Genomic DNA, 20,990 nt, shown 5'->3' with positions numbered 1-20,990 from the left:
GAAAGGCGTATGTAACATGGATAAACGTGTTTATTTTTTTATGATCGTATCGTTTGTTGTCGGTATGGTGGAACTCATTATCGGCGGCATTCTTGATTTGATCGCAGAAGATCTTCAAATCGGTCTCGGACAGGCCGGATTTTTAATTACAATATTTTCACTCGTATTTGCGATTGCTGGACCAATCCTACTTTATGCAACAGCCAATGTTGAGCGAAAAAAACTTACCTTAATTTCACTTACGGTATTTTTAGCAGGGAACATCGTTACGGTATTTAGTCCAACATATACCATTGTATTTATCGGGCGAATCATTTCTGCTATTAGCGGGGCGTTGCTCATAATTTTGTGCCTCGTCATGGCACCGAGCGTTGTTGAACCTCGATACCGCGGACGTGCAATTGGTGTCGTTTCAATGGGTGTCAGTGGATCACTCGTTTTAGGTGTGCCTGTTGGATTAGTAATCGGTAACGCATTTGGCTGGCGAGCCCCGTTTGTCATGATAACCGGACTCACCGTTTTAGCGATGATCGGTGTATCCATTTTAATGGAGCGTGTGCCTGCCAGACCACCTGTACCGATTCGAACACAGCTGGCAACCTTGAAAAATCGTCATGTCTTATTCTCACATGCAACGACATTTTTGTTTTTAGCTGGGCATACAACACTGTATGCATACTTACGTCCCTTTTTAACAGAGACAATGGGACTTGAAGGTACAATGATTAGTGTCGTTTATTTCGTATTTGGTATCGCTGCTGTAAGTGGAGGCGGCATTGGGGGTACACTCGCAGATACCCTCGGAACGAAACGAACCATTCTCGGGTGCATCGCGTTATTTGCTTTATCAATCTTCTCCATTCCGTATACGACCTTTGCACTTGCATTATTTTTACTCGTCACTGTCGTATGGGGTATGCTAAGCTGGGCCATATCACCAGCGATTCAGAGCTTTCTCATCCAAACAGCTCCGGAAACGTCTGATATTCAGCAAAGCCTGAACAACTCAGCGTTGCACTTTGGAATTGCATTTGGCTCGTTTGTCGGTGGTATCGTTATCGAGCAGCTATCCGTCGTAGATACCGCAGCTTTCGGTGGTATTCTTGTCATTCTATCGTTTGGAACAGCGATGTTAGCAACACGCGGCAGCCAAACGCGTGCAATTGAGCATTAACATACATCTCGTATTTCTAAACAGGATAGGATCAAAAAAGCCAGCAGGACGTTATTTTATAAATGTTCTGCTGGCTTTGATATATTATGATTCGGAACCCGTTACATTAGAACTAACATCCGAAGCATCTATTTCATTAATACCCTCTTGAAAGCTAAAGCTCTGATTCTTCCCTTCTTGTTTGGACTTGTACATTGCGATATCCGCTTTTTTACATAATTCTTCGACCGTTGTGCCATGATCCGGTGCATATGCAATCCCGATACTCGCAGATATATCTAAATGCCCTAAACGTTGGTTTTGTCCAATGACATGGCGAATGTCGCGAATGATTCTTCCAGCCGTCTGCTCAGCACGTGCTTTCGTTACATCGGTAAGAATGACTAAAAACTCATCTCCACCAAACCGGAAAGCTTCATCATTAGGCGTAATATTTACTTTAATACATTCAGCAACACCTTGTAGCAAAACGTCACCTTCATCATGACCGATGCAATCATTCACCTCTTTAAAATGATCAAGGTCAATCATAAGAAATCCCGTTAATTGGTCTTGATCTAATTGTTTTTTTATTAAGAAGTCAGCAAACGACGCTCGATTTTGCAAGCCTGTTAAACTGTCGTGAAAAGCCAAATACATTGGACGAGACACCCACTTGGAAATGATATAAGACAAAAATATAGAGACAGCAACAATAAGAATTAATTGCACGATAAAGATTTGTTTATAACGTAATAACACCGCGTTAAGCTGCTCACTGTTATACACAATTTCGATCGTCTTATACTTTGTTGTGCCGTTATCATAACGAGATTGATAAGGAACATAACGATAGAATGCTGGCTCACCGTTCCAAGTCCCTTCTATTTCAATCACTTTATTATCAGTAAGACTTTGTTCAAAAGCTTGTCTTCTTTGAGACGTCATCGCCTCATTGTCTGTAGGCATCCCTAAAGATTGTCCACCTATGTTTAAAATATGAATGTCATTAACAGAATCATATTTTGCAACAAGGTTTTTAGCGTCTTTTAAAAAATCAAATTCTCTGTATATACGATCACTATCGAGGTATTTCCCTAGCTGAAAAACGTATTGCCCATCTCTTGTGGCCATATAACTGTACTTTTTTAGACGGCCTGTGTCTTGTTCCACGTCTATTCCCTCATGGTGGAACGTTTTATTGTTACGCCGCTCGTTTAGCATAGGTACCAATTTGGTGCAGCACGTGTTAAAATCAAGACCAACATCTTCTTTATAACTGCTTGCTTGAATAACGTTATCAAAATCGATGACATATATATCCATATCTAATTTTTCTTTCCATGATCGATAATCCCACGACTTAATACGAGCATTCTGATCATAGAAATCGATGAGTTCAATTGACGCCTGTTTCATTTGCGCTGCCGTCTCTTGATCGAATATATCATATGCCTTTTCAACCGTTGTGAGAGAGGACATGATCGTATCCTCAATCTTCTCAAGCTGAAGCATGCTATTTTGTACAGCACTGTCCTTAAGTCTCATATAATCAACGGTTAAAATTGAGATTGACATAATAATCGCAAATATAATCATCACGACAAAGAGCTTAATTCTAAACCGCTTATTCAAGCGCTACACCTCCGTTCAATTTTAATTATTTACGAATAAGCATATGTGCCTATGACTTATTACCTATGTAAACCCCAAAAAAAACCTCCAAAAAATGTTTGGGTAACCACTTTTTTTGGAATTAATTTACACAATATCTACTATCATTATATCATATTGCTTAACAGTTGCATCTTTTCGCTACACTCTACACTCATATAAAATGCTTAAAATGTCTAGAAGAGAAAACGATACAAAATTTTTCATTCCAATTGCAACTTAAATTATAGCCTATGCGTATATAACGCTAGATGAACTGTCTTGCAATATATGATAAGCTGAATATAAATTTCTTATCATATATTGCAAGACAAACTAAACGTGCTTTCACCAAAATAAGACATGGACAAGGTGATCAACTTGAATACAAAATCTTTTAGTCGCTTTATGAAATTCATGGGCGGACGTGACTTGATTTACGGATTAGCGATACTCATCCTTCTGGGAATTACGATATACATCTATCAAAAAATCTCGTTTATCTTTCATCCGTTGCTCGTCATCTTTTCAACAGTCGTGCCACCTGTTATATTGGCGTTTATTGCCTACTATTTAATCAATCCTATCGTTAATTTTCTTCAACGGATACGTATCCCCCGTGTTTGGGGCATCATCATCATCATTCTTGGAATCAGTGGACTTTTTACTGGCATTATTTTATTGTCCGCTCCAGCGATTGAATCACAGGTGACGGACTTATCAAAACGATTTCCAGGCTATATCAAACAAATGAGCATGGATTTCCAAGTGTGGATCAGCCAATCATTCCTAGGTCCTTATTATGATCAAGGGTACAATTGGATTACGAGCAATTTAAGCGACTTGCCAGCAAAAATCATGACTTACATCGGTGGTGCTGTTGAAGGGATTCGTAATGTGGCTAGTACATTAACACATATCTTCGTCGCTGTATTTACGTTTCCATTTATTTTATTCTTTCTACTGAAGGATGGCGATCGTTTCAAACAATATTGTCTCAATTTATTACCACCGAAATATCGAAATGATCTAAATCAAATTTTGAGAAATATGGACGTGCAAGTCGGGTCTTATATTCAAGGACAGATTATTGTCGCAACGTGTATCGGACTATTATTGTTTATCGGTTATCTCATCATTGGACTGGAATACGCCTTGATTTTAGCGATCATTGCAGCTGTGACAAGTGTCGTACCTTATTTAGGGCCTATGATTGCGATTTCGCCTGCGGTCATCATTGCGATGGTTGATTCACCGTTCATGCTCCTTAAACTGGCAATTGTGTGGGCAGCGGTTCAGCTCTTAGAGGGGCACTTAATTTCACCAAATATTATGGGACGAACAATGAAGGTTCACCCATTAACAATTATTATTGTCCTGCTCGTAGCCGGCAACTTATTTGGACTGGTCGGTGTCATTCTCGGAATTCCAGGATACGCCATCTTAAAAGTTCTTGTACAATACGTTTACGGGAAGTTCAAACAAAGATACAACCGCTTCTATGGTGATGAATATGGCACATATCATATTGAAGAAAGCGAGCAACCATAACGGTTGCCGAATGAATAAACCTATATAATCGACAAAAGCAAAAGATCATTCATACGATCAAGAAAAAAGCCGGCGATTCTCGGTAACAATCGCCGGCCATCTTTATCAGCTTTTCAGACAAACAAACTCAGGAAGGAGACATCATATGAATAAACGTGCAATGATACTGGCCAGTATGGTCATCGTCATCTGGGCCTCTTCCTTTGCTGGTGTAAAAGCAAGCTTACTAGGTGGCTATACACCCGCTCATTTAGTTCTCGTACGATTTCTTGTTGCATCCAGCGTTTTTATTCTTTATGCGTTAATGCCAGGGGTTAAGCTCTCTGTCCCAACTAAACGCGATACGATACGAATTATCATTTTAGGATTTATAGGAATTACGGTCTATCATTGTGGCCTAACATTCGGCGTTGAAACGATCACTGCCGGAAGTGCGAGTATGATTGTCGGCTCTGCCCCAATATTTACTGCTATTATCGCTTCAATTGTTTTAAAAGAACGGATGCCATTGTTTAGCTGGATTGGGCTTGGAGTTGGCTTTATCGGTATCGTCTTAATTACATTTGGTACGTCTGATACGGCATTTTCTTTATCACAAGGCACGCTATATGTTATTTTAGCAACCGTAGCAACGTCATTTTTTTTCGTTTTTCAAAAGCCTTTATTTACAAGGTATAAGCCCATTGAATTAACGGCCTACTTTACATGGGCAGGGACGGTCCCGATGCTTGTTTTTCTACCTGGACTTGGGACGAACCTTGCTCAAGCAACGACAAGTGCTCATTTAGCTGCAATATTTGTCGGTGTTTTTCCTGCTGCAATTGCTTATGCGATGTGGGCAACGGCATTATCGTACGGAAATGCTGGCTCTGTCACGACAATGATGTACCTAGAACCAGCCATCGCTATCATCATTGCATGGGTTTGGCTCGATGAATGGCCGAATACATTGTCACTTATAGGCGGATCTATCGCTATTTCGAGTGTCTTTATCGTAAATTTATTAGGGCGAAAACGGCGCCATAAACAGCCGCTTTAACGAGCTGGCGACAAAGCCGAATAACTGAACCATTGTTATAGGATGTAGCCAGTACGTTTGACAAACGTATAGCTTTTCTATTATATGGAAGGCGTACTATCAAATTTAATGGAGCGATTCACTATGCACATTTATATAGACGCGGATGCATGTCCTGTCACAAAAACCGTCATTTCTGAAGCACAGCAAAAGCATATTCAAGTCACATTGGTTAAGAGCTTTAATCATTTTTCTCATGATCAACAAGGGGAAGGGGTTCATACGATTTACGTTGACAGCGGATCAGATGCAGCTGACTACAGAATTACGGCTCTCGTTTCCCGCGGGGATATCGTCATCACGCAAGACTTTGGTCTGGCGTCACTTTGTCTTGCTAAAGGCTGTTACGTTTTACATCACAAAGGATTTGCCTATACGAATGCCAACATTGATCGTCTGCTCGCAAACCGGCATGCCAGTGCTAAAGCAAGACGTGCAGGCTATAAAACAAAAGGGCCAAAAGCATTTACAGAGGAAGATGAGGTGGCATTTAAGCGATTGCTCATACAAACAATCGCCAGTGCAGAAAAAGCAGAATGATATCAAAAGCGTTATGATGCCTCTGTCCTGACACTTTTATTACGTTTCTTTAACATACTGACGAAGAAAAGCGGTACGTACAGGATACATGTTAACAAAGCAAAAAACGCGACATCCACTTCTAACAGAGCATTTATGCCAAAAAAAGGCATAACAAATATATAAAATAAAAACTCAGCGATGGAATGCGCCGCATTAAAAAGCATGTTATCAGACACTTGGCCCATAACTTGGTTAAGTCCATAATATAGAATGGCTCCGACCACCGCGATCCCTGAGAGCAGCTGGATTTTATTTAACCCTGATTTACGAGGCTTATGTAAAAAATAAGCCGCTGTTGCGCCTAATAGTACAACAAGAAATACGAGGGAAGCGAATAAGTAATATCCGTTCATCTGAAAATCAGGATATGTTAAGGAAGGTAACACATTCGTTAAAAACGCAACAGAATACGTCATAATTAAAAGCAACATTACGAAACGCATGCAAATCATCTCCACTGTATTAAAGTAGTATACAGTGTAATCGATATATGCCTTGATTTCAATAAGCGGTTCATTGTTTTTACAGAACATTTACACAGTAAAGATTCTGTGAACAACATGTCCGCGTGTCATGACGTTGCATGTATGATTCATACGATGTTAATGATTTCTCGATATGCTGCTCTAATTAACAGAACCCGCACCTTATTTAACATGGGGTGCGGGTTCATTCATGTTAGATTTTTATATCGTGTTTCATTTCCTGCTTTTTAGCGAAACAAGAGACTATTAATCCGGGAAGACCTGAAAAATATGATGCTCCCCATCGAGTTTAACTTCCATATTCGCTGGTATTTTTAAATAAAGTAATTCCGTACTAAATATGCGATCGTTATCTACATTAATCCATTGCGGCTGAGCCTCATCACTACTCACTTCATCCACAACACGGAACGATTGCTCCTCTTTCAACCCCTCTAACCAACCATCGGCAGCGAACTGACGAATGGGAAATTCCTTTTGCAATACACTAATATTATGTCGAATAGGCGTTGGTGTCTTAACGACAAGTGTATCGTCTTGCATCGTCACTTGCATCTCAGGCATGAAGTCCGTCGTCATATCAAGGTTGTCAATAACATAAGGTGTCACGTAAAAGGTTGCTTCAATTTGACCATCAGCTTCGGCCTTTCGCTCATAGCCAATGTTGTTAATGTATTCTTCACCTTGGGTGTCGATACCAAATACATCGCCATCATATGGGATCACCCATTCCTGAACTTTGTAATCCTTAAGCAAATCAACTGAACCCAACGCTTGAGGAATTATATATAAGTTAGGAACTTTTTCCTTATCAAATCGTTGAATACCACTTTCGTTAGACCCAACATCCAAAGGCAGAAAAAATGATAAACCAAATGCAACAATGAGAATGACAGTGTATACTGGGAAAACCCACCGTTTTACAGTAAGCGTAAATATATTAAAACTTGAAAGCCATTTTATCGTAAAATAAATGAGTAACGGAACGATTAAAATCATAATTAAGACCGGAATAGCATTTATCATACTCTAACCTCCTTGTTTCTAAGTAGGAAGAACGAACCAGCAAATATAAGAGCCGATGTCACAAGCGATTTAAGCATGAATAGTAGTACGTCCGTCTCACCAACATAAAATAAATATATTCGAACATTTACCGGAATACCTTCTGTTTGACCACCAACAATTAAAAAGCCAATTATCAAGACAGGAATGATTACTGTAAAAATACGATTAAGCTGAATGATCACACCTACTAAATAGCCTGCTGCACAAAACATCAACACATACAATGACGTCGCAACAACACCTGTCAATACGTCGAATGGTGTGATGAGCTCACTATAACCAGCGAATGTCTTGGGGTCTGTTGTGAAAAAAAAGATGATGTCATTCAAATAGCCTACCAATACTGCTGTGACCCCACCTATAACACTCGCTGTAATTAAAAACAACATGTTAGATAAATGCTGCGTCTGCCTGTTCGTCACAAAAATAAAATCATCTTCTCTATACGCTTTTGTTGTAATGGTGATTGCATTAATAAACGCCCACAAGAACGTGAAAATAATGATCATATCTGCAGTATAAGTATTCAGTGATATGTCTAATCCAAACCCACGTCCACCCCTAAACATGATTCCTCCAGTGGAAAACAACAAAGCAATGACCTGCAATATAACCATTGAATTAAACACCTGGTAATACGCCTTGAGCTTATATTGATATTGTTTCATAACGATTTGCCGTGTAGTCACCTTATTTAAAGACATCGTCAATCCCTCCTTCCGATTTGGCAGTTAGATAGATACAAACATCACTCGGGGCAACAGGGGTTACGTGGAAGCCCATTCTTTCCGCTTGCTCGAGCGGAAAATCACGTTTCACGACCACTTCCATCATATCCGAGCTGTGCTGTTTTTTATGTAAGACATCCTTGTTATACAGCCATTGTCCGAGAAGTGCTGTCGGACCTGTTAGACGTACCGCATACTCTTTCAATTCCTCAACTGACTTATGGAGGTGTAATGTGCCATCATCTATTAATAAAATGTTTTCCAAAATATGCTCGACCTCTTCTAAATGATGGCTGGAAATGAGTATCGTTCGTGGGTGCGCTAAATAGTCCTTTAATAACACACGGTACATATCTTTTCTAACCGCTGCATCCATTCCTGTCGTGGGCTCATCAAAGATCGTCAACGCGCATCGTGTAGCTAAACCAAAGATCATATTAAACGTGCTTTTTTTCCCTTTAGATAAGTGTTCATGAATCTGTTTCGGTTCGAAGGAAAAATAGTCAAATAGCTGTTGGGCAAAAGCTTCATCCCAGCCTGGGTAAAAACGTGCACCCTGTGCTAACAATTCACTGAGCGTAAGCGCTTCGGGAAATAGCATCTGATCATCAATTAAAATGCTGTTTGCCGACGCATATAAGCTATTAAATGGATGCTCATGAAACACGCGGACGTCACCTGATGTTTCCTTGATCAACCCTGCAAGCATTTTTAAGAGCGTTGTTTTCCCTGCTCCGTTGCGGCCAATGACACCCGTAATCGTATTGTCATTGATCGTTACTGTGAAATCATCTACTGCATTCATCCGTCGATAGGTCTTCGTCAAACCCGTCGTTTCTATGACGTTCATGTCTTCTCCCCCTTATGGTCTCGAATCACATCTTCAAGCATATCTCGTAATTCCTGTTCATCTATTTGTAAATGATTGGCTTCAATCACTACATCTCGCAGTAGCCGTTTTAACGTTTCATTTTTTCTTTTTTCGAGGATTATTGCTTTCGCATCATCTGTAACAAACTTCCCCAAGCCGCGCTTATTGTACACAATTCGATCATCATGCAGCACATTTAAACCCTTCGCTGCGGTAGCGGGGTTGATGTTAAACATATCCGCCAGTGTATATTGTGAATGAACTTTGTCATTTGGTTTAAAATGGCCACGCAAAATTTCATTTTCAACCCATTCAGCAATTTGAATATAAATCGGTTTCGACCCGTTGATGTCTACCACTGGGCATTTGCCCCCTTCCGTTAACGATTTTGTAGATTAGTGCATTAGTCGAGTAATGTAGTATACATTTATACTATGTTATCTAGAACACGCTGTCAAATTTTTACACATAATGCCGTTTGCTATGACAGCAAAAAAAGATGCCTCTTTTATCAAGAGACACCTCATTCAAGATTTTGCGTTTAGCCATTATTTTTTTCTGGATACACCGTATAAGACCATGACAGCACCGTATCAACGACAAATATGATCGACCACACTTTGCTCACTTGTGCAATCATTTCATGTGTATAAGGAGAGCCTTCTGCACCTTCATTGCCAAACCATGAAAAATCGGTTAAATAATAGATAAAACTATTACTTTGATCGCCAACATATTGCCAGAACAGATAATGCGCAATGATGAAAATCGAAGCATGAATATACCACCACGTCCGGTTTTTCCGTGCGATAACAGCAGGATCTTTCCCCCTGTTCATCTGTTCAATATCATGATCCGTTAATAATTGAACACCACGCCATCGGCCGATTTTTTCCTTAATATAGAGATCTAGCTTCTTAAAATCATTTATTCCAAATGTGACCGCATAAACAATGAAAATGCCAATTACGACTTGGAAGGTTGATAGCTCACCTGTTTCATTAAAAATGATCCAAGCCAGTGCAACTTCTAATACCATCGTTAACAAAAAGCATACGAGAAACAATCGACTGATGGGACCTTTTGCAAATATATACCGCACCAGTAAAAACGCAACAAGCAAAAAGAATGATAGAATTTCTAGTCCAATGAAGATTTCCCACTGATAATTAACTAAAAGATCTAGCATAGCATCATACCCCAACTTTATCCCATATTTTAATATAGATTGCACGAACCGTATTGTATCTTTCTATGTCTATATTGATTATGATGCAAATAGACCATTTTTTCAATTTAGTGTCATAATCAGCCCGTATATGATTGATAGACGTCATGAGGCAGCCTTTTCTAAACTAACATATATCCAACACGTTTTGGACAAATCACCCTCTAACAGCTGTTGATTTTGAACGGCGTATCCGATTGGCCTTGCGAATTGGGGCGCTGTTATAAAGTTGTTGCTCTTCCTCAGTCACAGGAAACACCTTTGGAACAGGAATTGGCTTGCCAGCTGCATCAACGGCAACCATCGTTAAAAATGATTCTGTTGTCAGCTTTTCTTCATGTCTAATTAAGTCTTGAGCTGTTACCTTAACATAAACCTCCATCGAGCTCGTTCCTGTGTAAGTGACATATGCTTCAAGAGTCAGGGCATCGCCAACTTTTGCAGATGACAGAAAATCCACAGAATCAATAGATGCTGTGACGACGGCACTTTTCGCGTGCTTCATCGCGGTCAGTGCTGCTATCTCGTCAATATATGCAAGCACCTTACCACCAAAAATCGTATCCAAATGGTTCGTATCAGGTGGCAAGACAAGTCTTGTTTGAACGGTCTTTGTATCAGTAATTGCTGTCTTTTCCATATCTTTACCTCCAAAATTCAAAAAGCCTTCTTAGTCAAAAGAAGGCCGACGTTTTATGCAAATGAAAATAAATTCATTGACAAATCAATGAATGCAATACGTAACACCCTCCTATCTCCCGTAGGAAAACATGTTCTTTCTCATGGCAGGTTTCCTGACTCAGCTTCAACGACGTACACTCGACCTTCCCGTTAACATAAACAGTGGCTTGCGATAAAATGTGCCCATACACACAATTCATCACACAGAGCGATCTCTCAGCTTTACAGTGGCGGGACCGTGCTGGATTTCCACCAGCTTCCCTTTTCAACCTTGCACATGGCAAAGTCACCATGAGACAACCTATTTAATTTAATGACACCTTATATAGCATACCATATTTATTTTTTATGTATCAGCTTTTTTTACGTTGCACTCTTCATCATGCTAAATCACGCTCGTCACACAAGCGACGCGCTTTTCCTAATGATACTATAATCCCATCCAAACAAAATGCTATGATTGAACAGGATTATAGTTCTTGTCGTGAAAAGCACCATGCCCGAGACACTACTGCTTCGCACGCCTTAATACTGTCGCCAGAAATGACGTTGCGTCTCCTTTAAAATTAAAAAATCGCGCCCGATTGTCTTCATCAAACACTAATAAAAACGGAGCTTCATCAGTGGAGTAAATGATAATAACTTCATCAAATAAACCTGAAATCCATTCGTTATTCACTTCGACAGGTGGTTCAAGCGGCACTCTGACGAGATAACCTTCATTTGGAATTGGGCTCACTTTTCGATAGACGTCTGTCATATGTTGCAAAAAGTAAGCAGCATCCTTTTGCAAGCTTGTACTCGGCTCCGTTTCAGCGACCACTCGACCTTGTAGTGCATCAAACACTTCAATGTCCCTTTCTGCTTCTGACTTTGCATGCGCAGTCAGCGGGTTAAAGATCAAGAACGCTAAGACTGCTATTGCAAACACCATTGCTTTATACATCAATGAAATCACCTCTTGATTAGCATTCCCAGTTTTGAAATGTGTATCAAGTCAATATTCCTACATACAGCGTTCCTCGTTAAAAATTGGTGGACAGTAGATAATCGTAATCAAGTTGTATTGGAGCACGTAAAAAAGCGTTCGCACATGAACGCTTTTATCACACATACAGCGATAAGATCCATCTTGCTACATCGCCTGTAGCCGTTCAATTCGGCTTTCCATTGATGGATGGGTTGCCCAGAGACTATTCTTCGTTCTGCGTTTCTTTTTAAATGGTACATCAATATACATGGCTGCCGTAGCTGAATCGGCACGCTCAACATCGCGTGGATCACCGCTAATTTTTTTCAAAGCGTTTATCAAGCCGATGGGATTTCGCGTAAGCTCTACAGCGGTTGCATCTGCTAAATATTCACGATTTCTCGATACAGCTAAATGGACAAACTGTGCTGCGATAGGTGCAAAAATGACGAGTACGAGAGCAACAATCATGAGAATCGGGTTTTGCTTCTGATTCCCTCGGTTTCGACCGCCTCCAAATAATAGCATTCTCGAACCAAAATGAGCGAGCATCGCAATCACACCGACAAGCGCAATACAAACCGTCATGAGCCTTATATCATAATTACGGATATGACCGATTTCATGTGCGGCTACACCCGCCAATTCTTCCCGGTTCAATTGATCAAGCAATCCCGTCGTAAAAGCAACAGAACCTTTTTCTGGTTTAATCCCCGTTGCGAACGCATTTGGAGAAGGATCATGAATGATGTATATCTTTGGCATCGGTATCCGTGCGGCTAATGAAAGCTCCTCGACAATATTAAACAGCTCAGGGTTGTCCTTCTTTTGGATTTCCTTGGCACCAGCCATACCTAACACCTGAGAACTGGCAGACATATAAGTGATCGGGACATAAAATGCTAAAATAACCACTGTAATGATTAAGCCAGTATACGGATCATTACCGAACAAATAGCCAACCGCCCAGCCGATCACTAAAACAAGCACAGTAAATAGTAGAACGAGCAATATGGTTTTTCGCTTATTTTGCAATATTTGTTTGTACAGCATATAAGCCCTCCGTTAAAAACTTACATTTGGTACGTCACGTTCTGCTTCCGGAATCGATAACTGATCCTCACGGTTAAAATTGAACATACCTGCAATTATATTTGCCGGAAAGGACTCCCGCTTAATATTGTAGTCGGCAACTGTTTTATTATAAAGCTGACGCGAATAAGCGACTTTGTTTTCCGTTGTGGTTAATTCTTCTTGGAGGTTTAAAAAGTTTTGATTCGCTTTTAAGTCCGGATACGATTCAGATAAAGCGAAAATCGATTTAAGCGCGCCTTGAATTTCATTATCTGCTTCAATACGCTCCTGCGGTGTCCCGCTAACTAATTGATTACGCGCCTGGATCACTTTCTCAAGAGTTTCCTTTTCATGCGCCGCATAGCCTTTAACTGTATTCACCAAATTAGGAATCAAATCGTGTCGACGCTTAAGTTGTACATCAATCTGACTCCAAGCCTCTTGAACCCAATTGCGATACTTCACAAGGCTGTTATACGTCGTCATTAAAAATAAGCCGAGCACGACGACAACCGCTATAATAACAATCATTGGCAACATCCTAAATCTTCCTCTCTTAAATAAAATATCGTTAAGATTATTATATCACATTGCCTGTTTGTTATTTTATTCTTGAAGCATGTGCTAAGCTTACACTCCTTTTTGATAAACAAAAAAACAGATGCTTTTCTTAAACGGCCTTTTCTTCACGTCATTGCTTCTTCTATCTACTATTCTTGGCATGTTTAGTGATATTTTTTGAGTTCGCACATGAAATCATAATTAAACGGTACAGCTCATAAGAGCTGTACCGTTTTATATTTTTACGCTTCTGCTTGTTCAACGTTTGGACGATTGTCTTCGTTAATGAACATGCTGGCTATTGTACCAATAACGAGTAAGCCGGCTGCAAAGTAGAAACCAGTGTTTAATGAACCTGTGATGTCTGTTAAGAAACCTGTGATGTATGGTGCTAAGATCGAACCACACATACCGATGAAGTTGTATACACCGAATGCTGTACTGTATGCATGCTTTGGTGCGTTGTCAGCAACAACAGCAACAAGAACAGGGTTCGTACTGATCTTACCGAAAATACCGTAACCGATTAAAGCAATGTATAGAACAGTCATGCTGTCAAATGCAACGATAGATACGACAGCTAAAATCGAAAGTGGCAACATAACGAGCAATACTGGACGACGTTTACCCATCTTGTCAGCAATCCAGCTAAATAAAATTGAACCAGGAATTGCTGCCCAAGGAACGAGAGAAGATACGAATGCTACAGAACCGCCTGTAATGCCACGTGCATGCTCCAAGTAGTATGGAAGCCATGTAATGATTACAAAGAATCCGTAAATTGCACTGAAAATCGTAATGTAAGCCATGATCAAGTTTTTGTTTTTGAATAAATCACCAAGCTTTAACTTGTTTTCAGCAACTTTGTCTGCATCTCTTTGTTCTCTTGATTTAGGCTTGTCCTTAATAACCCACCACATGACTAAGCCGATCAAGATAACGAGCACACCGATGATGTAGAATGGTGTTCTCCAGTCCATGCCCCAAACATCAACTGTATACGTTGAAATATAGTAACCAATCGATGTACCGAATGCCATACCACTGTTGATAATGGCACTACCAAGTGTAATCCGTTTTGTCGGAATAGCCTCTGAAGACAATCCGTATTGTGGTCCATAGTAGAAACCTTGGAAAATACCAACCATTAACCATGTAGCCATGAATAAGAAGAATGTCGGCATCATACCTGTAATAATGGCGAAAGCACCGAAAATAATAACACCTGGAACTAATACACGTTTTTTACCGAATTTATCCCCTAGAATCCCTGAAGGAACGTTCATTCCTGCATAACCGAGGAAGAAGATACTCATGATCAAACCGAGCTGTGAATTAGATAATCCAAAATCCACCTGGATATTGTCCATAAGAGGATTTAGAATTGTACGTGTTGCATAAAGTGCAATCCACCCTAATGTAAATACGATAACGACTTTGACCCAATAAGGGACCATACCTTTTGTTTCGTGTGATGTGTTCTGTTCTGCCATCTTGATTTCCTCCTAACCGTATGTTCTATATAGACAGAAACGTAAATAAATGATTGCCAACCTCATTAACAGCATACGATAATGTGCATTGCAGTCGAATAAAATAGAAATTATTTACATTACAAAAACATTAAAATACAAAATTGAATTATATTACCTTTGTTCATTAAGCACAAAAAAAGAATTGTTTTTCACTTATTTACCAAATGAAAAACAACTCCTTATTCATCGAAACACTATATTTAAGCACAAACGACAAGCTGGCCAAAAAAACTTTTACTAAAGGCTTCTCAACATATAGCCAAGACCAGGATACGTAACAATGTATTCTTGCTCGTCAGTAATTTTATCCTTAATCTTCCTTCTAATTCTAGCAATGGCAACGCGTAAATATTCGACATCATCACGATATTGTGGTCCCCATACGTTCGTTAGAAGTGTCTCATGTTGTACAACCTTATCAAGATTTAATGCCATATTTTCCATCAGTGACAGCTCTGTATGAGTGAGCTTAAATTCAATATCATTAATCCAACACCGCTTACTACCAATATCAATCGATAACTCTCCCGTTTTAATAATCTGGCCAGTCGGTGTATATTGCTCAGATAAATTGGGCTGGCTTCTTCTCAAAACGGCATTTACTCTCGCAAACAATTCATCGAGCGAAAAAGGCTTCGTTAAATAATCGTCAGCTCCAAGATTTAAGCCTTGTACTTTATCTTGCGGATTACTTCTTGCCGTCAACATAATGACAGGTACATTTGAAAACTTACGCAGCTCTTCTAACACGTAAAAACCGTCATAGCCTGGCATCATAATATCAAGTAAGACCAAATCCGGTGATACAAGATCAAATTTTTCAAGAAGCTCCTCGCCAGAGCTCGCTGTTTTTACTTCATAATTAATCGATCTTAAGTTAGCCGATATGAACCGCAAAATTTTTGGTTCATCATCAACGACATATATTTTATGCTTCATCCAGCTCACCATCCCTTATTGGAAAATAAAGTATAAAGTTGCTTCCTTCATTTGGTATGCTACTCACTTCAATGCGACCTTCATGGGCTTCCATAATCCCCTGACAAATGGCAAGTCCAAGTCCTGTACCTCCCCTACGTCTCGTAGCGGTCACATCTACTTGATAAAATCGATTAAATATTTTCTCAATATGATCCTCTGAAATACCAATACCATTGTCTTTCACCGCAATGAAAACTTCATCCTCATTCTGATCTAACGTAATGTCAATTGTTTTCTCGACTTCATCATTATATCGTAATGCATTCGTGAATAAATTAACTAATACTTGCTGCACACGTCTTTTATCAGCAAAGAAATACGGCTTCTCACCGATACAATTATTAAATGTAAATGTCGCTTGTTCTTTTAAAACATCGGGTACCTGATTGATTGATTCTTTAATTACATTGTCTGCCCGGATGACGTTCGGTACGATATACATCGTGCCGGATTCAATTTTAGAAATGTCCATCCAATCGCTCACAAGATGTTGAATACGGTCAATATCCTCGTGTACACCTTCTAAGAGCTCTTGCTGAAATTCTGGTTCCCATTCCACTTCAGATCGAAGTAGTGTTTCGACACTTCCTTTAATATTTGTAATTGGTGTTTTAAATTCATGAGACGTCAGTGATATTAGATTATTTTTTAGAGTATCAATCTCTTCTTCTTTTGTAATATCTCGAAGGAGCAATCCTTCCCCAATTCGTTCCTCATCGGACATCACAGAGAACTTGTGTAACAAATAATATCTTACTTTCCCTTTCGGCAAAACCTTTTCTAGTTTTAAAACATCATCTCCATTGGCGAAAAAATCATTGAGACGTTCTTCACTCACATCAAAGGATGCTATAAACCGTTCATACACATCATTTAAATGGAAAAGTCCTGTTTTATTATGTGAGACACCATCAACCTCTTTTTGAAAGAATTCATTCACATAATCAACCATACGATCGTTATTCAAGAGCATTAAGCCTTCTGACATACTTTCTAGTACTGCCTGTAATTCCGCATGCTTGTTGCGATATCGTTCGAACAGGAGTTTATTCTGAAGCATAATTGCAAGTGAACTGGCAAATGTTTGCAAGAATTCCTTGTCATCGGCTGTAATAAACTCATCTTGATCAAGATCAACAATTAAAAAGCCGGTTTGATTAGACGCGATATGAATCGGCTCAAGATATTGCTGCTCTCTTAACATATTATCATGTATATAACGATCCATTTTTTGTTTCGTTTGGATGGTTCGTGTCGTCACTGCATAGCCCTGGAACAAAATATGAATTGAATAATTCATAAATGGTTCGATTTGCTTTAAACAATGCTGGATAAAGTGAGCCATATCTTTTTGTGTCGAAACAGAAGTAATTAATTTATTAACTGCCCTAAGCTCAAGATTTTTACTTTTTAAATCCGCCGTTCGCTCATAAACGCGTGTTTCCAAATCTGAATTAAGCTGAATCAGCTCCGACCGGTTTTTCTCAATTTCATCAACCATATTATTAAAATGAAAGGATAATTCTTCCATCTCTTTTGGCCCATCAATACGCTTTGTGACAAATTGTTTGTCCTTATAGCCTTTTGTATAGTCTTTAATGTAATCGAGCAAATTCCGAATCGATTTCTCTAGTCGATCCGTTAAAATAAAGCTGACACCTATCATGAAGACGGCTGTGATTAAGATAAAAATAATGATCGTAATAATGGCATGCGTGTACGTATTTGATATCACAGAAGCTGGCTTTCCAACCCATACGGTCCAGCCATTAAAGGCTTCTATTTTTTCATACGTTATATATTCCTTCTGATTCCGTTCAGCTTTCGTAAAATAGTCACCACCCGCACCGCCATATTGAGCTTTTATATATTTCACGACGGGGTCATCACTTAAATCGACAAGCTCTGTTCGTGTGTCTATTTCAGGATGAACAATGACGTTATTATTTTGATCCAATACGACGGCATAGCCCTCTTTACCAAAGCTACGATTTTTAATATGCTCTTCTAACGCCGTTAAATCAAGCCCACCCAATATATAGCCATTTATACTTCCATCATCCTTTAAGAGGGGCGTTGTAATCGTGACGAGCAGTTTATCCGTTCCACCTCTACCGAGAAATACCGTTGAGATAATCGTTTCTTTTTGTTCGATTAGTTCCTTATAATACTGACGATCACTGAAATCTTGATTAACGACTTCAGCACCATCCTCTGTGCGCTCTGGATAGAAAACGAGTGATTTCCCATTCTGATCCCCAACATATAAGTTTACAAAGCCTGGATAATTATTTTTAATCGCTTTTAATTCTTCACGGATTAAGTCCGTATCGCCATTGATTAGATCTTTTTTAATATCAGGCGCCTGTGCTTCAATCACTGTTTGATATTCTTGTACGTAAGAAATAATATAGTCTTCAAGAAACTTTGTCGTCTGTGCTTGGTTTTTTTGATTTTCTTTTATTAAAGAGGACAATTGATAGATTTGAAATACACCTAAAAAAGTAATAGACACAAGTGTTATCGTTAGAAATGAGTATATGAGTTCTTTTTTAAAGGAACGGGACTTTTTTTTCATCTGTTCAACCTTCTTCCTTTTGCAGTGTGCTCATCTGTATGAAAAGTCGACAGAAATCGGCAAAATATATTGTATGATAGAAAAGTATAATACCTATTGAAGCTAAAGATGAGATTAGATGAGATAACTCTAGTATAAGTGAATTTAGATTGAGGTCTATAAAAATTCCATAATAAAAGTATAACATAGAGAGTGCTAGACATTTGATGATCAATATTTGGATATCAATCTGATCGTATCGCGTTGATGAACCGATGCTTACCAAATAATGAATTAATCACACGTTAAAATCACAATGAACAAAAAGGTACCGCCATCCGCATGGAGATACGAAAGTCGATACCTTTGTTGTTAATTGTGAAATGATTAGCCTACGATATGTGTGCCAGATTTGCCTTCCATAGCGAGGTCAGCTTTATCAAGTGAGCAAATGATGGCTCTTCCACCAGTCTCTGCAAAGTTGATAGCAGCTTCCATTTTTGGTCCCATGCTTCCTGCTGAGAATTGACCTTCTGCAACATATTGCTTAGCTTCTTCAAGCGTAATTTCTGTTAGGGCTTTTTGATCAGGCTTGCCATAGTTGACATACACGTTTTCAACATCTGTTAAAATCATGAATCTGTCAGCTTTTGCTTCTTCAGCAAGCTTAAAGCCACTACGATCTTTATCAATAACAGCTTCAATACCTTTGAATGTATTGTCAGCTTGTTTTACAACTGGCACGCCACCGCCACCAGCTGCAATTACAGTTGTACCTGCGTCTGTTAGAGACTTGATTACTTCAGAACCAATAATCGACTTTGGTTCAGGAGAAGCAACCACACGACGCCAGCCACGGCCTGCATCTTCTTTAACAATCCAACCTTTTTCTTCAGCTAATTGTTGTGCTTCTTCTTCTGAGTAAAATACACCGATTGGTTTTGAAGGATCTTGGAAATCAGGATCATCATTAGATACTTCAGTCTGTGTTAGAACACCAACGACTGGGTTTGTTTTACCAAGCTTAACCAATTCATTTCTTAATGTTTGTTCCATCATGTAGCCGATGAAGCCTTGTGATTCAGCACTGCACACATCAAGTGGTAGAGCTGGTACAACATGCTTAGCTTCCTCATTTTGACGCAAAATGTTACCAACCTGTGGGCCATTACCATGTGTTACAACAACACTGTGACCGCTTGCGATGATGCGCGCAATAATTTCTGCACTTTTACGTACGTTTTCTAGCTGATTTTCATATGTTGCTTCTTGATTTGGTTGCAGGATGGCATTACCACCCAATGCAATAACGACTTTATCTCCCATTAAAGGTCCTCCTTAATGCCAACATACCAATTAGCATACCGAATGCCGTATCGACTCCAGAGCTATGGCCCATTGGCAATAAATTTTTAATATGATCTTCCAAGTGTTCAGGATGCTCTAAAGCGAGATCCTGACCAATATTTACGACTGCTGAGCTAAATTCACCTTTTAAAGCGTAAATTAAATATTCCGTGCCAACATCTGTTGTAATCGTTTCGTTTTCAACGAGCTTGGCAACAACATCAACAAACGTAGAGCTCAATGCGCCAGTTACTGCATGAATCGCAAGTAAGCCAACGACATGGTCATCGCCCGACGGTGTTAACCCTCTGCCTCTTCCGAGAAAATAACGCAACGTCTGTTCAATTTGCTTATGGTCAGTGGAAAAAATCGCTGCCATCAGGTCATGAACCCGATAGACGAGATCACCATTCATATCCAATTCTCCGACATAGTTGAGCATAAATTGTTCAATGTCAAGGCCTAGGCCAGTTGGTTCATCATTGTTCAATAAAACAGTCAAAAATGCATCTAAATGCTCGATGACAGCTTGTGTACTATCCTCTTGCCGTTCTAATTTGTTCATGAATGATCGACCCTTTGTCAGCGTAATCGTAATTCCATATGCCGGAAATATCAATTCTTGCTTTGCTGGATGCCACTCAACACGGTCATTAGCAGTGATAATCGATACCAGCTGATGAACATCAGCTGTTTCTAAATGCATTCCAAATGGGAGCTGTCCATTTTTATCAGTACCAATAAAAAACAGATTGTCCCCCATTTGGATATTTAAGCCATTGTTAAACACACTGTGCACATTGCCCATAGGGTGATTTGAAAGGAAAAGAGGAATATGTTTGTTATATTCCTCCACACCGAATACAGTTTTGTTCAACTTCGTCAAA

Annotated in this window: 20 protein-coding genes and 1 riboswitch; of the genes, 4 read left to right on the top strand and 16 right to left on the bottom strand. The window is 39.4% G+C overall.

Annotation, left to right across the window (positions count from 1 at the left end; translation table 11 throughout):
- Positions 1 to 16: 16 nt before the first annotated feature.
- On the top strand, positions 17 to 1,174 hold the full coding sequence (locus HPC67_RS08845; protein ID WP_217587237.1) for an MFS transporter: 1,158 nt from the start codon (positions 17 to 19) through the stop codon (positions 1,172 to 1,174).
- An 84-nt stretch (positions 1,175 to 1,258) separates the two neighbouring features.
- Here HPC67_RS08845 and HPC67_RS08840 read toward each other — a convergent pair whose 3' ends face one another.
- Entirely contained in the window at positions 1,259 to 2,788 is a 1,530-nt protein-coding gene (locus HPC67_RS08840) for a GGDEF domain-containing protein (RefSeq protein WP_217587236.1), read from the bottom strand.
- 381 nt (positions 2,789 to 3,169) lie between these two features.
- Here HPC67_RS08840 and HPC67_RS08835 point away from each other — a divergent pair, with 381 nt between their 5' ends.
- From HPC67_RS08835 to HPC67_RS08825, 3 genes are all read left to right on the top strand, one after another.
- Positions 3,170 to 4,357 (top strand): AI-2E family transporter, encoded by a 1,188-nt coding sequence (locus HPC67_RS08835; RefSeq protein WP_217587235.1) that lies wholly within the window; start codon positions 3,170 to 3,172, stop codon positions 4,355 to 4,357.
- A 145-nt stretch (positions 4,358 to 4,502) separates the two neighbouring features.
- Positions 4,503 to 5,396, top strand: coding sequence for a DMT family transporter (locus tag HPC67_RS08830; RefSeq protein ID WP_217587234.1), 894 nt, complete (start codon positions 4,503 to 4,505; stop codon positions 5,394 to 5,396).
- A gap of 123 nt (positions 5,397 to 5,519) precedes the next feature.
- Entirely contained in the window at positions 5,520 to 5,975 is a 456-nt protein-coding gene (locus HPC67_RS08825) for a YaiI/YqxD family protein (RefSeq protein ID WP_217587233.1), read from the top strand.
- 11 nt (positions 5,976 to 5,986) lie between these two features.
- Here the strand turns inward: HPC67_RS08825 and HPC67_RS08820 are convergent, their stop codons facing one another.
- The 15 genes from HPC67_RS08820 to HPC67_RS08750 all read right to left on the bottom strand — a co-directional run bounded on the left by HPC67_RS08820 (position 5,987) and on the right by HPC67_RS08750 (position 20,989).
- Positions 5,987 to 6,460 carry a hypothetical protein gene (locus HPC67_RS08820; protein ID WP_217587231.1) on the bottom strand — a complete coding sequence of 158 codons (474 nt, stop codon included), beginning with the start codon at positions 6,458 to 6,460 and terminating at the stop codon, positions 5,987 to 5,989.
- 288 nt (positions 6,461 to 6,748) lie between these two features.
- Positions 6,749 to 7,528: a hypothetical protein gene (locus HPC67_RS08815; protein ID WP_217587230.1), complete on the bottom strand. Its 780-nt coding sequence runs from the start codon at positions 7,526 to 7,528 to the stop codon at positions 6,749 to 6,751.
- Complete coding sequence (locus HPC67_RS08810; RefSeq protein WP_217587229.1) at positions 7,525 to 8,274, bottom strand: hypothetical protein; 750 nt, start codon at positions 8,272 to 8,274, stop codon at positions 7,525 to 7,527. Before HPC67_RS08810 ends, HPC67_RS08815 begins: the two co-directional genes overlap by 4 nt.
- On the bottom strand, positions 8,261 to 9,148 hold the full coding sequence (locus tag HPC67_RS08805; RefSeq protein ID WP_217587228.1) for an ATP-binding cassette domain-containing protein: 888 nt from the start codon (positions 9,146 to 9,148) through the stop codon (positions 8,261 to 8,263). Before HPC67_RS08805 ends, HPC67_RS08810 begins: the two co-directional genes overlap by 14 nt.
- Positions 9,145 to 9,528, bottom strand: coding sequence for a GntR family transcriptional regulator (locus tag HPC67_RS08800; RefSeq protein ID WP_217587227.1), 384 nt, complete (start codon positions 9,526 to 9,528; stop codon positions 9,145 to 9,147). The genes HPC67_RS08805 and HPC67_RS08800 overlap by 4 nt, the downstream gene beginning before the upstream one ends.
- A gap of 182 nt (positions 9,529 to 9,710) precedes the next feature.
- Positions 9,711 to 10,358: a hypothetical protein gene (locus HPC67_RS08795; RefSeq protein WP_246569871.1), complete on the bottom strand. Its 648-nt coding sequence runs from the start codon at positions 10,356 to 10,358 to the stop codon at positions 9,711 to 9,713.
- Positions 10,359 to 10,554: 196 nt separating this feature from the next.
- Positions 10,555 to 11,037 carry an acyl-CoA thioesterase gene (locus HPC67_RS08790; protein WP_217587226.1) on the bottom strand — a complete coding sequence of 161 codons (483 nt, stop codon included), beginning with the start codon at positions 11,035 to 11,037 and terminating at the stop codon, positions 10,555 to 10,557.
- 127 nt (positions 11,038 to 11,164) lie between these two features.
- A riboswitch (cobalamin riboswitch) is annotated at positions 11,165 to 11,387 on the bottom strand.
- A gap of 199 nt (positions 11,388 to 11,586) precedes the next feature.
- Complete coding sequence (locus tag HPC67_RS08785) at positions 11,587 to 12,027, bottom strand: hypothetical protein (protein ID WP_217587225.1); 441 nt, start codon at positions 12,025 to 12,027, stop codon at positions 11,587 to 11,589.
- Between the two features lie 186 nt (positions 12,028 to 12,213).
- Positions 12,214 to 13,101: a zinc metalloprotease HtpX gene (gene htpX, locus HPC67_RS08780; RefSeq protein WP_217587223.1), complete on the bottom strand. Its 888-nt coding sequence runs from the start codon at positions 13,099 to 13,101 to the stop codon at positions 12,214 to 12,216.
- Between the two features lie 12 nt (positions 13,102 to 13,113).
- On the bottom strand, positions 13,114 to 13,662 hold the full coding sequence (locus HPC67_RS08775) for a LemA family protein (protein ID WP_217587222.1): 549 nt from the start codon (positions 13,660 to 13,662) through the stop codon (positions 13,114 to 13,116).
- 263 nt (positions 13,663 to 13,925) lie between these two features.
- The gene (locus HPC67_RS08770) at positions 13,926 to 15,176 is read right to left on the bottom strand and encodes an MFS transporter (RefSeq protein WP_217587220.1); all 1,251 of its coding nucleotides are present in this window, start codon (positions 15,174 to 15,176) and stop codon (positions 13,926 to 13,928) included.
- A gap of 279 nt (positions 15,177 to 15,455) precedes the next feature.
- On the bottom strand, positions 15,456 to 16,157 hold the full coding sequence (locus tag HPC67_RS08765; protein ID WP_217587219.1) for a response regulator transcription factor: 702 nt from the start codon (positions 16,155 to 16,157) through the stop codon (positions 15,456 to 15,458).
- Positions 16,147 to 18,777 carry an ATP-binding protein gene (locus HPC67_RS08760; RefSeq protein ID WP_217587218.1) on the bottom strand — a complete coding sequence of 877 codons (2,631 nt, stop codon included), beginning with the start codon at positions 18,775 to 18,777 and terminating at the stop codon, positions 16,147 to 16,149. Before HPC67_RS08760 ends, HPC67_RS08765 begins: the two co-directional genes overlap by 11 nt.
- A 366-nt stretch (positions 18,778 to 19,143) precedes the next feature.
- Positions 19,144 to 20,082: a carbamate kinase gene (arcC, locus tag HPC67_RS08755; RefSeq protein ID WP_217587217.1), complete on the bottom strand. Its 939-nt coding sequence runs from the start codon at positions 20,080 to 20,082 to the stop codon at positions 19,144 to 19,146.
- Positions 20,072 to 20,989 carry an oxamate carbamoyltransferase subunit AllH family protein gene (locus tag HPC67_RS08750; protein WP_217587216.1) on the bottom strand — a complete coding sequence of 306 codons (918 nt, stop codon included), beginning with the start codon at positions 20,987 to 20,989 and terminating at the stop codon, positions 20,072 to 20,074. The genes arcC and HPC67_RS08750 overlap by 11 nt, the downstream gene beginning before the upstream one ends.
- Position 20,990 lies beyond the last annotated feature (1 nt).

The sequence above is a fragment of the Lentibacillus saliphilus genome (assembly GCF_019093865.1).
Lineage (GTDB): Bacteria > Bacillota > Bacilli > Bacillales > Amphibacillaceae > Lentibacillus_B > Lentibacillus_B saliphilus.
This window is presented reverse-complemented; position numbering and strand designations above follow the sequence as displayed.